The 11,908-nt window shown below is 60.3% G+C and carries 13 protein-coding genes; 7 read left to right on the forward strand and 6 right to left on the reverse strand.

Annotated features, from left to right (window positions below):
• Positions 1–280 precede the first annotated feature (280 nt).
• Both HMPREF2980_RS03915 and HMPREF2980_RS03920 read right to left on the reverse strand, forming a co-directional pair.
• On the reverse strand, positions 281–1,231 hold the full coding sequence (locus HMPREF2980_RS03915; RefSeq protein WP_070688067.1) for an ABC transporter permease: 951 nt from the start codon (positions 1,229–1,231) through the stop codon (positions 281–283).
• The gene (locus HMPREF2980_RS03920) at positions 1,228–2,361 is read right to left on the reverse strand and encodes an ABC transporter ATP-binding protein (RefSeq protein ID WP_070688065.1); all 1,134 of its coding nucleotides are present in this window, start codon (positions 2,359–2,361) and stop codon (positions 1,228–1,230) included. The genes HMPREF2980_RS03915 and HMPREF2980_RS03920 overlap by 4 nt, the downstream gene beginning before the upstream one ends.
• A 174-nt stretch (positions 2,362–2,535) precedes the next feature.
• Between HMPREF2980_RS03920 and HMPREF2980_RS03925 the strand changes: the two genes are divergently transcribed.
• The 5 genes from HMPREF2980_RS03925 to HMPREF2980_RS03945 all read left to right on the forward strand — a co-directional run bounded on the left by HMPREF2980_RS03925 (position 2,536) and on the right by HMPREF2980_RS03945 (position 7,483).
• Positions 2,536–3,384 (forward strand): helix-turn-helix transcriptional regulator, encoded by an 849-nt coding sequence (locus HMPREF2980_RS03925; protein WP_049327159.1) that lies wholly within the window; start codon positions 2,536–2,538, stop codon positions 3,382–3,384.
• Positions 3,385–3,604: 220 nt separating this feature from the next.
• A complete protein-coding gene (gene sufB / locus HMPREF2980_RS03930) occupies positions 3,605–5,062 on the forward strand; it encodes a Fe-S cluster assembly protein SufB (protein WP_005506110.1) in 1,458 nt (485 codons plus the stop codon).
• Complete coding sequence (sufD, locus tag HMPREF2980_RS03935) at positions 5,062–6,336, forward strand: Fe-S cluster assembly protein SufD (protein WP_070690253.1); 1,275 nt, start codon at positions 5,062–5,064, stop codon at positions 6,334–6,336. The genes sufB and sufD overlap by 1 nt, the downstream gene beginning before the upstream one ends.
• A gap of 19 nt (positions 6,337–6,355) precedes the next feature.
• Positions 6,356–7,114, forward strand: coding sequence for a Fe-S cluster assembly ATPase SufC (sufC, locus tag HMPREF2980_RS03940; protein ID WP_005509109.1), 759 nt, complete (start codon positions 6,356–6,358; stop codon positions 7,112–7,114).
• Between the two features lie 39 nt (positions 7,115–7,153).
• The gene (locus tag HMPREF2980_RS03945; protein ID WP_005506103.1) at positions 7,154–7,483 is read left to right on the forward strand and encodes a metal-sulfur cluster assembly factor; all 330 of its coding nucleotides are present in this window, start codon (positions 7,154–7,156) and stop codon (positions 7,481–7,483) included.
• Positions 7,484–7,579: 96 nt separating this feature from the next.
• Here the strand turns inward: HMPREF2980_RS03945 and HMPREF2980_RS03950 are convergent, their stop codons facing one another.
• Entirely contained in the window at positions 7,580–8,080 is a 501-nt protein-coding gene (locus HMPREF2980_RS03950) for an HD domain-containing protein (protein WP_070690255.1), read from the reverse strand.
• A 186-nt stretch (positions 8,081–8,266) separates the two neighbouring features.
• Here HMPREF2980_RS03950 and HMPREF2980_RS09415 point away from each other — a divergent pair, with 186 nt between their 5' ends.
• Together HMPREF2980_RS09415 and HMPREF2980_RS03955 are read left to right on the forward strand one after the other, a co-directional pair.
• The gene (locus tag HMPREF2980_RS09415) at positions 8,267–8,482 is read left to right on the forward strand and encodes a hypothetical protein (protein ID WP_141755942.1); all 216 of its coding nucleotides are present in this window, start codon (positions 8,267–8,269) and stop codon (positions 8,480–8,482) included.
• 140 nt (positions 8,483–8,622) lie between these two features.
• Positions 8,623–9,477 (forward strand): DUF4253 domain-containing protein, encoded by an 855-nt coding sequence (locus HMPREF2980_RS03955; protein WP_070690257.1) that lies wholly within the window; start codon positions 8,623–8,625, stop codon positions 9,475–9,477.
• A 79-nt stretch (positions 9,478–9,556) separates the two neighbouring features.
• On the opposite strand, the gene HMPREF2980_RS03960 is transcribed toward HMPREF2980_RS03955, so the two are convergent.
• Genes HMPREF2980_RS03960 through HMPREF2980_RS03970 form a run of 3 tightly spaced genes read right to left on the reverse strand, consistent with a single transcriptional unit; the run spans position 9,557 to position 11,782 of the window.
• Positions 9,557–10,231 carry an energy-coupling factor transporter transmembrane component T family protein gene (locus tag HMPREF2980_RS03960; protein WP_070690259.1) on the reverse strand — a complete coding sequence of 225 codons (675 nt, stop codon included), beginning with the start codon at positions 10,229–10,231 and terminating at the stop codon, positions 9,557–9,559.
• Positions 10,221–11,108 (reverse strand): energy-coupling factor ABC transporter ATP-binding protein, encoded by an 888-nt coding sequence (locus HMPREF2980_RS03965; RefSeq protein WP_070690261.1) that lies wholly within the window; start codon positions 11,106–11,108, stop codon positions 10,221–10,223. Before HMPREF2980_RS03965 ends, HMPREF2980_RS03960 begins: the two co-directional genes overlap by 11 nt.
• Positions 11,109–11,140: 32 nt before the next feature.
• Entirely contained in the window at positions 11,141–11,782 is a 642-nt protein-coding gene (locus HMPREF2980_RS03970; protein ID WP_070690263.1) for a biotin transporter BioY, read from the reverse strand.
• Positions 11,783–11,908 lie beyond the last annotated feature (126 nt).

Raw genomic sequence — 11,908 nt, forward strand, 5'->3', positions numbered from 1 at the left:
CAGACCGAAACAGTGGTTGGGTCGGTCTGCATCTCGGTGATTGAAGCCCCTCCTCCGCGTAAGAACCGTCGATTATCTTACTGTGGTGGTGAGATAAAAGGTTCTGGAGGAGGGTGCTTTCTTTTAGTCTCTGACCGTGCACTTTGTGCGTGATTGAGGCTAAAGGTTTGTGTTATATGAATGGGCGCCGGATATGGTCGGAAACATATCCGGCGCCCGCCTTTTTAACCTGCAGTTGCTTTAGCTGTATGCGCGAAAAGCGCTGCCTGCCAGGTTGATACTAGTCAGACCACTTGAACTTGCGCGAGGCAATAAACCCAATGACCACGGTCCACACGATGAGTACCCAGTGCGGGTCGGCGAGCCACTGATGCTGAATGAAGTTGCCGCGCAACGCGTCACCCAGAGCCGCTGAGGGCGACCACGCCACGATTCCGGCGTACCAGTCGGGGAAGGACTTGAGCGGGAACACCACGCCGCCGGCACCGGCAAGAATCACCCAGGCAATATTCACGATGGCGAGGGTCGCCTCCGCGCGCACCGTACCGGCAATGAGCAGACCCAGCGCCGTAAACGCGCCGGCACCCATGAGCATCGTGATGATGGAGCGCGAGACGGCGATAGCGTCCGGGCGCCAGCCCAGACCGTACCCGAGCGCCGCAACCAGCGTGAACTGAATCGCCACGACCACCAGCACCGCAATGCACTTGCCCATGATCAGACCGTTACGGCCCAGGGGAGTGGTCGCAAGGAACCGCAGCACGCCGTAGCGGCGATCAAAACCGGTGGCAATGCCCTGACCGGACAGCGCCGTAGAAATCACGCAGAGCGCCAGAACGCCGGGGACCGCCGCATCCATGCGGGATACTCCCACCGAGTTCGCGTACTCATCGATCAGGCCGGTGAACCGCAGGGCGATAAGCGCCATGACGGGAAAAATAATGTTGAGCATCAGCTGTTCGCCGTTGCGGAGCATCGCCATCGTCTCGTAGCGGCCCTGCTCAATGACGCGCACGAGCGGGTAGTTCGCGCGCGGGGGAATGTACTCCTCATCTTCGTCAATAGAAGAGACCTTGGGGCGGGTGTCTACGGCGGAACGGGTGTTCGCGGCGCGTTCTTCCATTCGGTTCCCTTCCGCTCGGCTCTCTTCTGCAGGCTTTTCTTTTACTTGGTTTTCTGTTGCCCGGTTGTTGGCCGCCCGGTTGTTGTTAGTGCGTGCGGTGTTGCTCATCGGATATCACGTCCTGAAATGTCGAGGAAGACATCCTCAAGAGTCTTCGGTTCCATGGTGAGAGAAATCGGCATGAGGTAACGTTCGGCGAGCGCTGAGGTGAACGCCGCCAGGTGCTCGGGGCGTAGTGCGCCGACCAGCTCATACGCGCCGGGCACGGAGGGTGCGCCGTCACGAGCCGGGGTGTAGGGCACCTTCTCGATGAGCTCCACACCGGCACGCAGATGTGCGGGCAGCAGTTGCTCACGGGTGGGGGTGGGTGCATCCAGTGTGTACTGCAGGCGGTTCGTGCCGTCGCTGGCGATGAGCTCGGAGACGGTACCTTCCTGAACCGTGGCGCCGTTTTCAATGATGTAGACGTAATCGGCGAGCTTCTGCGCGTCATCAATCAGGTGCGTGGTGAGCACGATTGCGGTGCCAAGTTCACGCTGTTCACGAATGATGTCGAAGACGACGTTGCGGGATTGCGGGTCCAGGCCCGCGGAGGGCTCGTCGAGGAAGAGCACGTCCGGGCGACCGATGAGGGCGGCGGCGAGGGAGACGCGCTGTTTCTGACCACCCGAGAGGCGGCGAATCGTGGTGCCGTTGAAGGCATCAATGCCGAGGCGTTCTGCAAGCTCTTCGACCGGGTACGGGTCGGTGTACATGGTCGAGATGTGCTCGAGTAGCGGAATGGGGTGCATGGCGTTGGGCAGGCCGCCGTCCTGGAGCATAATGCCGACCTTGGCGCGCAGCTCCGGGTCTGCCTGCAGCGGGTTTTCTCCGAGTAGGCGCACGGTACCGCGGGTGGGTTTGAGTAGGCCCTGGGCGCAGGCGAGGGTCGTGGTTTTACCGGCACCGTTAGCTCCGAGGAGGACGACCACCTCACCGGGGAAGACGCGCAGGTTGACCTTGTTGACGGCGCGGTAGAGCCCGCTGGCGGTGAGCCGTTCGGGGTATTTGGTGCGGAAGGCGCGTGAGGGTTTGAACTCTTTGATGAGGTCTTTAATGCTGAGCGCCGGTTCTTCGGTGATGATGCGTCGTCGTGCGGTGGGGGAGGCGCTGGGCTCCGTGTGGTGCTCAGCGTGTGCCGTTGGCGCGGCGGATGCACGCCCAGGGTGGTCCTGCTGGCCCGCGGTGGTGGTCTCCATAGACAGTCACTTTCGATTTTTTCGCTGATGAGCGTGTGTACCCCTTCATCTTATGCCCTAACTCACGTTCAAGGCACGCCCGTTACGACTCAAAAGTTCACTTTAAGGTAGAAAAGTTAGCAAGTAGGGGTACCTAACTAGCCAAAGAAAAACTAATTAGGACATACTTTATTTGTGTATTCCGTGAATAAGACCCCTCAGCGCGCCTCAACGAACGAGGCGCAGACCCGAAACGGCACCCGAACCGCCGCCTCGGGCTCTACTGGTGCTTCCAGTACAAAGTCCTCCGCGGCACGCACATCCAAGCGCAAAGCCGAGGCAGAAGAACGCACCAGGGACCGCGTCCTGCGCGAAGTCCTCAACAACGGCCCCGTATCCGCAGCAACCCTCGGTGAGCTCCTCAGCCTCACCCCCGCAGCAGTACGCCGCCACCTCGACGCCCTCGAATCCAACAACATGATCGAGGTCGCGCCCATCAAAAAGCACGGCGCCGGAGCTGGACGACCCGCCCGCCGCTACGTGATCGCCCCCCAGGGCCACGAACGCCTCGGCAACGACTACCTCATCATCGCCCGCGACGCCCTGCAAATGCTCCGCGACACGGTTGGGCAGGAAGCTCTCGAAGCTTTCGCCTCCGCCCGCGCCGCAGAAATGGAAGCCCGCTACCGACCCGTCGTAGAAGCCGCCGGTGATGACGTGGCAGCCAGAGCGCAGGCGCTCGCAGAGGCAATGAGTAAGGACGGTTTCGTGGCGACCGCTCAGGTCACCGCGCCTCCTGCAGGACGGACCGTTCCCGAGCATTTTCTGGCAAGTATTCAGCTCTGTCAGGGGCACTGCCCGGTACGCGACCTCGCTGGAGACTTCCAAGTGTTCTGCGAGCAGGAAACCGGGATTATTTCTGACCTGCTTGGCGTTGATGTCCGTAGGCTTTCAACCATGGCTTCGGGTGCTCACGTGTGTACCACGCACGTGCCCCTGAACCGCGTCACCGCCGAGGGTGAGAAGAACGCAGAAGAATCCTAGAGAAACCTATTCCTAGAGAAACCTTCCGCGTAATAATCACCGCAGTACCCCGCGGCGCACCCCGATGAACCCCAAAGGGTTGCGACCCGCACGCTGGAACCCGCCCGCCCCACGCTACGTTAAACGCCGTGGTCGAGCGCGGCATCAGCCCCCTAAACTACCGCGCCTGCAACCGGCAGGTGGCGGAGAGAAATGTAATAACCATCGAAGAAAGGCCGTAATGACTGAGAAAGTTGGGCAGAACGCCAACGACACCGTCATTTCAGAGATCCTGGAGATGAACCCCGAACTCGAGGGCATTGGCAACTACGAGTACGGTTGGGCAGACTCCGACGAAGCAGGCCAGGTAGCAAAGCGCGGCCTGGACGAGAACGTCGTGCGCGACATCTCTGCGAAGAAGAACGAACCCCAGTGGATGCTGGATATGCGTCTGAAGGCGCTGAAGTTCTTCGAGCGTAAGCCCATGCCCACCTGGGGTGCGGATCTTTCCGAAATCGACTTCGACAACATCAAGTACTTCGTGCGCTCGACCGAGGGTCAGGCGGCTTCTTGGGAGGAACTGCCCGAGGACATCCGCACCACCTACGAGCGTCTGGGCATTCCCGAGGCGGAGCGTAACTCCCTCGTCGCGGGTGTGGCTGCACAGTACGAGTCTGAGGTCGTGTACCACCAGATCCGTGAGGACCTGGAGAAGCAGGGCGTGATCTTCGTCGACACCGACACCGGTCTGCGCGAATACCCCGAACTGTTCAAGGAATACTTCGGCTCCATCATCCCGATTGGTGACAACAAGTTCTCCGCACTGAACACCGCCGTATGGTCCGGTGGCTCCTTCGTGTACGTTCCCCCGGGAGTTCACGTGGAGATCCCGCTGCAGGCGTACTTCCGTATTAACACCGAGAACATGGGCCAGTTCGAGCGCACCCTGATTATCGCTGACGAGGGCTCCTACGTTCACTACATTGAGGGTTGCACCGCCCCCATCTACAAGTCCGACTCCCTGCACTCCGCAGTGGTTGAGATTGTGCTGAAGAAGAACGCACGCGTTCGCTACACCACCATCCAGAACTGGTCGAACAACGTCTACAACCTGGTGACCAAGCGCGCGGTTGCGCACGAGGGCGCCACCATGGAATGGGTGGACGGCAACATCGGTTCGAAGGTCACCCAGAAGTACCCGGCTGTTTACATGGTCGGCGAGCACGCTAAGGGTGAGACCCTGTCCATCGCATTCGCGGGTGAGGGTCAGCACCAGGACACCGGTTCGAAGATGGTTCACATTGCACCGAACACCTCCTCGACCATTGTGTCCAAGTCCGTGGCACGTAACGGCGGCCGTAGCGCTTACCGCGGCCTGGTTCAGGTGCGTGAGGGTGCTAAGCACTCCAAGTCCTCCGTGGTCTGTGACGCACTGCTGGTGGACACCATCTCCCGCTCCGACACCTACCCCTACGTGGATGTCCGCGAGGACGATGTGACCATGGGTCACGAGGCGACCGTTTCCCGCGTCTCCGAGGACCAGCTGTTCTACCTGATGCAGCGCGGCCTGAGCGAAGAAGAAGCAATGGCGATGATTGTCCGCGGCTTCGTTGAGCCTATCGCCCGTGAGCTGCCGATGGAGTACGCACTCGAACTGAACCGCCTGATCGAACTTCAGATGGAAGGATCTGTGGGCTAATGCCGACCAACGAAGAAACCCTGGGTTACCACTCCCCGATCATCCCCGGCATGGACCAGGAGGGCGAGAAGCTCGCCACCGAGTTCGCCCACGATGACACCCTGATGCGCGCCACCGAGGCACACCACCAGGGCTCCAACCCGAACAACGTCCAGAAGGTACTCGAAGCATCCCGTGCAGAGCGTAAGACCTCCTACAACGTGGAGGACTTCGCGCCCCTGACCGGTCGTGAAGAGGACTGGCGCTTCACCCCGCTGAAGCGTCTGGGTGGCCTGCACCTGGAGAAGCTGACCGGCACCGCACCGGCACCGCAGATCACTACACCCGAGCAGGTTCAGGTTGAGACCGTCTCCCGCGAGGATGCACGCATCGGCTCCGCAGGTATCCCCGAGGACCGCGTGGCAGCGAACGCGTGGTCCAGCTTCACCGAAGCAACCGTGGTGACCATCCCCGCCGAAGCTGAACTGGCTGAGCACGTGGAAATCGACATCACCGGCACCGGCAACGAGGCTGCCGCACAGCACATCGTGATTGAGGCTAAGCCCTTCTCGAAGGCTGTCGTGGTTCTGCGCCACACCGGCTCCACCATCCTGGCACAGAACGTTGAGTTCGTGGTGAACGACGAGGCTGAGCTGAACGTTGTTTCCGTGCAGCAGTGGGCTGACGACGCAATCCACACCTCCGCACACTACGCTAAGCTGGGCCGCAACGCACGCTTCAAGCACGTTGTGGTGTCCCTCGGCGGCGACCTGGTGCGCGTGACCCCCTCCACCAAGTTCACCGCTCCCGGCGCTGAGACTGAAATGTACGGCCTGTACTTCGTAGACGCAGGTCAGCACATTGAGTCCCGCCTGTTCGTGGACCACTCCGTACCCAACTGCAAGTCCCGCGTGACCTACAAGGGCGCGCTGCAGGGCAAGGGTGCGCACTCCGTATGGGTTGGTGACGTTCTGATTGGTAAGGATGCAGAAGGCACCGACACCTACGAGCTGAACCGTAACCTGCTGCTGGAAGTTGGCCCCCGCGCCGACTCCGTGCCGAACCTGGAGATTGAGACCGGCCTGATTGAGGGCGCCGGCCACGCATCCACCACCGGCCAGCTCGATGAGCAGCACCTGTGGTACCTGCAGGCTCGCGGTATTCCGGAGGCTGAGGCACGCCGTCTGGTCGTGCGCGGCTTCCTGAATGAGATCATTCAGCAGATTCGTGTTCCCGAACTTGAAGAGCAGCTCACCGAGGCCCTTGAGGCAGAGCTCGCCCTCAGCAACAACTAAGCTTTACCAGGAGAAATCAATGTCTACTCTTGAAATCAAGGACCTTCACGTCTCGGTTATCCTCGACGACGAAACCACCAAGCCCATCCTGAAGGGCGTTAACCTGACCATCAACTCGGGCGAGATTCACGCAATCATGGGCCCGAACGGTTCCGGTAAGTCCACTCTGGCTTCCACCATTGCTGGCCACCCCAAGTACCAGGTTGACTCCGGTCAGATCCTGCTCGACGGTGAGGACATCACCGAGATGAGCGTGGACGAGCGTGCACGCGCGGGCCTGTTCCTGGCTATGCAGTACCCGGTTGAGATCCCCGGCGTGACCATGTCCAACTTCCTGCGCTCCGCAAAGACCGCTGTGGACGGCAAGGCTCCCTCCCTGCGTACCTGGACCAAGGACGTTAAGGAAGCCATGAAGAACCTGGAGATTGACCCCGACTTCATCGCACGTAACGTGAACGAGGGCTTCTCCGGCGGTGAGAAGAAGCGCCACGAGATCCTTCAGCTGGAGCTGCTCAAGCCCAAGTTCGGCATCCTGGATGAGACCGACTCCGGTCTGGACGTTGACGCACTGAAGATCGTGTCTGAGGGCGTGAACCGTGCGCACGAGGCTAACGACATGGGCGTCATGCTGATTACCCACTACACCCGCATCCTGCGCTACATCAAGCCGCAGTTCGTGCACGTGTTCGTGGACGGCAAGATGGTTGACCAGGGCGGCCCCGAGCTGGCTGACCGCCTGGAAGAAGAGGGCTACGTTTCTTACGTGGGTAAGAAGTAAGCTTCTTCTCCTACCGGATTCTGACAGAAAGATAGAACTATGACTGAGACTGTGCAGGGTCGTGTTCCTCAGGAAGAGATTGAGGAAGCCCTCAAGGAGGTCATTGACCCGGAGCTCGGCGTCAATATTGTTGACCTCGGTCTGCTCTACGGTCTGCGCTGGGATGAGGATGGAACCCTCATTCTGGACCTGACTCTGACCACTGCGGCGTGCCCGCTACAGGAGGTTATTGAGGAGCAGGTTCAGAGCAACCTGGATAACCTGGTTGATTCTTGGCGTGTGAACTGGGTTTGGATGCCGCCGTGGGGTCCGGAGCGTATTACTGAGGACGGCCGCGATATGATGCGCGCGCTGGGCTTCAACATCTAAGCTCCTGACTCGCAGATAAGGTACCCGCCCGGTGCGGAAGGTGTAAGCCTTCGGCACCGGGCGGGTATTTTTGTGTCTTCTGGGTTTTGCGTCTACCTAGTCGTTCAGGTGCAGCAGCTTCAGCGAGTGCTCATACTTGATCATGAGGCAGGTACGAGTCGGTTCCTCCAGAAGCGCCAAACGCTGCGGGTCAGTATTATCCGCAATATCGGCAAGCTTCACCAGACGAGCCAAATCATTCACACGCACCCGGCTCAGATACGACTCACGCGACTCACCCGGGCGGCGGGTCAAGGCATCAATCGCATCCACAATACGCGCCGAGAAGTGACGCGCCAAGAAAGCGAGAGAAACGCCGGTATCCTCCACCGTGTCATGCAGCAGCGCCACAATCTGCGCTTCAGCCTTCAGCTCCTCCAAAGAGATATCAGGGTGAGTTGCGGCAGCCAACTCACCCGCAAGCTTACGTACCCCAAGAGCCACACGGCGAGGGTGGGAGATATAGGGCCAGCCGTTACGATCAGTCTGCCCCTCATGCGCCTTATCAGCGATGCTGTCTGCCAGGCGAACCATCTCTTTGTAGTAGTTATTCGACATGAGAACCTCCGTTGGTTTGAACTCCTGCGAGTTGATGGTCCCAGCGACGTTTTCCGCACCAACGCGGCACGGGTGGTAGCTGGTACCAACACTTTACTCCAGCAGCTACGCGGCGGCGGCAGAACTCGCCCGAGACGCCCCTAATACGTCAAATATGACGCGCAGAAGAAGAAAATAGGGCGTTTTATGTCTGCAAATCATGAACTTGGTGCCTGTTCTACCCGAGTTCTGGCAGCGGATACCGACCCGCAGGAGGCGCCCACCACCTCCGCGAAAGTGTCCGCCGCACCCTTTGGCGCCGCCCAGCGTAACCCGCCCAAAATCTCATATGGTGGCAAAAAAATTTCTAACTTTTTCTGGCGAAAACAGGCGCGCAAACCGCCCAACACAAAGGCAGTTTAAGCGTGTTTAGCACACACCGATACACACTCATCAAACGAAAAAAATGCTCCCCCTCCACGCCCTGATAAAACATCCAAAAACCCGTATTTTTGCGCGAAAATACGCGATAAACTGGGGGCAACCAAACATCGGAGAACACCATGGCAGAGCTCTACGAGCGCTTCGTCGCTTTGTATCCCTACCCACACGAGCGAATCCGCCACGGCGCCCCACGAGCCGAACTTAACCGGCGATACCTCGAACACCTTTACGAGGGCAAGAACCGGGGAACAACCCCCATCGTGGTTGCCCTCGACCCGACCCTGCTCGGGACCATTGAGAATAACGTCTCCCTGCGTACCTCAACCCCAGTGCAGGACATCACCGCCGACACCGTCAAGCGGTACGCACACGAGCTCATCACCGACCAGCATCGTTACCTGGATCAAGTCGGTGTAGAAGTCGCCGCGCACGAGGCGTTCCGGCAGCTGAACGAGAGCGCCTACCTGCAGACCTACCGCCGCCTCATGGAAAACGGCGAACTCGGCGAAGACGATATTGGTACGCCCCTGAAAGCGGAGTACCCCTTCGAACTGACCGCCGGCATCATCAATGAGAAGGTCAAAACCACCGACATTGACAGCGCCGCGGAACTGCTGATTATGGACATGCCGCTGCGGGATGTATCCGGGGTGTTCGCCTACCTGCCCTTCGGCGGGTGGGATTCCAGCCCCAGCCCCGAGGCGATGCTGTCCATTGCCCGCTACTGGTTTGAACGCGATGACGCCTACCCGGCTGTTATCGCCTCGGACTTTATCGAGTTCTACACGCCGGTGCCGGTCACAACCCGCCGCGACGCCGAAATCCTAGCGGTTGAGCACACGATGGTTTCCTCGGCGATGCCGGTGCGTGTCTACCGCGGCTTCGACAAGCTCGTGGAGGCGCTCTACGGTCAGCACGACTGGTACCTGTGGTGGGAGCAGCTCCCGGCGGCGCTCCTCATTGAAACACCCTAAACCAGCCTAGCTAGGCGAGTTAAAGCGAAGGGGCGTGATGAACCTACACGGTTCACCCCGCCCCTCTCGCGTATCTGCGTTATTTCAGCTCGTCCACGTGTCGCGCGCGCAAAGCACGAGCGGTCGCCGTCGCGTAATCAACCGCCTGCACCACCCACGGAATCAGCAGCCGCCAATACATGCGCTTGGGCAGGTTACGCGCCACCGCCGCCCTGCGCAACGCACCCCAACGGTCCATGAGCGCCGGAATCGACCGGACCATTAACGCAATCAGCAGACCCAGACGCTCGGGGGAAAGACCCACGAAACGCAACGGCGAACACAGCCTCACAAAGCCATCAATCAGAACCGGCAGGGGAGTGCTCACCAGCAGAGTACGGGACGCGTAGAAAGCCGTCAGCATGGTCGCGATAGCATCCGCGCCGGAGGCGTACTGACCCGTCAACACGTAATAGCCGACCATAATCAGTAGCAGCAGAGACAGCGTGCGAACCACCAGCCACAGCTGGGAGGCCGGCACACCAGCCCACAACGCGCAGAACGTGGACGCCACCAAAGCCACCAGCGCCACCTGCCAACCGGTCACCGCCAACAGCAGAAACAGCCCAAAGAAGAGCGTGCCCTTGAGCCATAGCGGCACCCGATGCACCGGCGTGTTCAACGGCTGGTAGAAACCCACCAGCAGAGTACCGGGGTTGAAATCCGAGCCCTGAGAGGCGGGGCGAGGATTCACGCGCGGCGTGTTAGCGCCCATGCGCGCCTCCTGCCGAATCCAGACCTTCGGTAGCGCCTTCGTTGGGGAACCCTTCGGCACACCAGGTGCGGTACTGCTGTACCAGCTGCACCGCATCCCCCTGAGCGAGCAAACGGCCATCATGAATAATCACGGCTTCATCGCAGGACGCCGCCAAATCCAGGTCATGCGTGCTGAGCACCAGCATCTGATCCAGCGACTCCAAATGCTTCAGTAGCCGCGCGCGATTGCGCAAATCCAGCAGGGTGGTCGGCTCATCGAGCAGAAGAATCTGCGGGCGCGCCGCCAGCACGCTGGTGAGAGCGACCAGCTGCTTTTCGCCTCCTGAGAGAGTGAAAACGCTCTGGTCCTCCAGGCGTTCGAGGCCGCGCTCGCGGAGCAGTTCACGAATCCGTTCGCGGCGCTGCTCACCGCTGAGGGCACTACCTTCAACGGCGGCGGCACGGCGCAGACTCAGGTCAATATCTTCGGCAACGGTGGGCATAATCAGCTGCGCCTCCGGCTGGGCGAAGAGCATGCCCACACCCTCAAAAGCGCCCTGGGAATGACCGCGAGCGCCCGTCGAGCCGCGGCTCGGCGCATCCAGGGTGTCGACACCGTTCACACGCACAATACCTTCATCCGGGTGGGTGAGCCCATTGAAAAGCCCCAGTAGGGTGGACTTGCCGCTACCGTTCAGACCCAGCACCGCGGTGCGCTTCGCCGTGAACCGCAGGCTCACATCCTTGAGGATACGGCGATGCCCGCCTTCGGGCAGCTCGGTGAAAACACTCACCGATTCAAGCTCAAGGGCGGGCATGCTGGTAGAGGCGCTCACCGCCTGCTCGCCTTGCACCTGCTGCGGTGCAGGCTGGCGCGTGGAGCGGCGAAAAAACATAGCTATCCTCTCGTGCGGCACATCGTGTGCCTTTAACGCTGGGCAGAAGCCAGGGACGGGAAGGCGCGGCGTACCGACAAGCCAACCAGAACCGCGATCGTAGACTTCACCAGATCCCAGGGAACGAACACCATTGCCGCGCTGAACGCGGCGTCAAAAGTCATGTGGGCGTTCACCATCATACCGGCGATACCGCAGGCGGTCAGAACCACAAAACCGCAGAAGTTCGCGACCAGAGCCATGAGGAAGGTCGCACCAACCGAACGGGTGTTGCGGGTGAACAGGTAGGCGAGGGTACCGGCAATAGCGGCGAAGGGCAGGAAGCCGAGCAGGTAGCCGGCACTCGGGGAGGCGAGCGTACCCAAACCGGCGCCACCCTTAGCGAAGATGGGCAGGCCAGCGAAACCAACCAGCAGGTACAGCGCCACGGAGGCGGTGGCACGCTTGCCGCCGAGCACCTGAGCGGTGATGTAAATGCCGAGGGTCTGGAAGGTGAAGGGAACCGCAACGCCGCCCAAGCTGACGGCGGGCATGATGGCGAGCGCGGCGATGAAACCCGCGAACACTGCGATGAGGGAGAGGTCGGTGGCGAGGGAGGTCTTTGCCGCCACGTTACGGCGCGGTGCCTGAGTTGCCTGGGGTGCCTGGGCTGATTCGCGCACGGAATCGGTCATTGGGGTGGTACTCCTTTGGTACGTATTGCTCTGCAGATTTTTCTACAGAGTTGAGGGTAGCGGTGGTTGACTGCTTGTCACAACCCAATTTTTGAACAATGTTCTACGAATAGTGTTCGGTATGTA

Source organism: Rothia sp. HMSC076D04 (assembly GCF_001814645.1).
GTDB classification, from domain to species: Bacteria; Actinomycetota; Actinomycetes; order Actinomycetales; family Micrococcaceae; genus Rothia; species Rothia mucilaginosa.

Excerpts from the sequence above, each read along its gene's own strand:
- HMPREF2980_RS03955 (WP_070690257.1), top strand. The coding sequence starts at position 8,623 with ATGGCAGAGCTCTACGAGCGCTTCGTCGCTTTGTATCCCTACCCACAC.
- sufC (WP_005509109.1), top strand. The coding sequence starts at position 6,356 with ATGTCTACTCTTGAAATCAAGGACCTTCACGTCTCGGTTATCCTCGAC.
- HMPREF2980_RS03950 (WP_070690255.1), bottom strand. The coding sequence starts at position 8,080 with ATGTCGAATAACTACTACAAAGAGATGGTTCGCCTGGCAGACAGCATC.
- HMPREF2980_RS03970 (WP_070690263.1), bottom strand. The coding sequence starts at position 11,782 with ATGACCGATTCCGTGCGCGAATCAGCCCAGGCACCCCAGGCAACTCAG.
- sufB (WP_005506110.1), top strand. The coding sequence starts at position 3,605 with ATGACTGAGAAAGTTGGGCAGAACGCCAACGACACCGTCATTTCAGAG.
- HMPREF2980_RS09415 (WP_141755942.1), top strand. The coding sequence starts at position 8,267 with ATGTCTGCAAATCATGAACTTGGTGCCTGTTCTACCCGAGTTCTGGCA.
- HMPREF2980_RS03960 (WP_070690259.1), bottom strand. The coding sequence starts at position 10,231 with ATGGGCGCTAACACGCCGCGCGTGAATCCTCGCCCCGCCTCTCAGGGC.
- sufD (WP_070690253.1), top strand. The coding sequence starts at position 5,062 with ATGCCGACCAACGAAGAAACCCTGGGTTACCACTCCCCGATCATCCCC.
- HMPREF2980_RS03965 (WP_070690261.1), bottom strand. The coding sequence starts at position 11,108 with ATGTTTTTTCGCCGCTCCACGCGCCAGCCTGCACCGCAGCAGGTGCAA.
- HMPREF2980_RS03920 (WP_070688065.1), bottom strand. The coding sequence starts at position 2,361 with ATGGAGACCACCACCGCGGGCCAGCAGGACCACCCTGGGCGTGCATCC.
- HMPREF2980_RS03945 (WP_005506103.1), top strand. The coding sequence starts at position 7,154 with ATGACTGAGACTGTGCAGGGTCGTGTTCCTCAGGAAGAGATTGAGGAA.
- HMPREF2980_RS03915 (WP_070688067.1), bottom strand. The coding sequence starts at position 1,231 with ATGAGCAACACCGCACGCACTAACAACAACCGGGCGGCCAACAACCGG.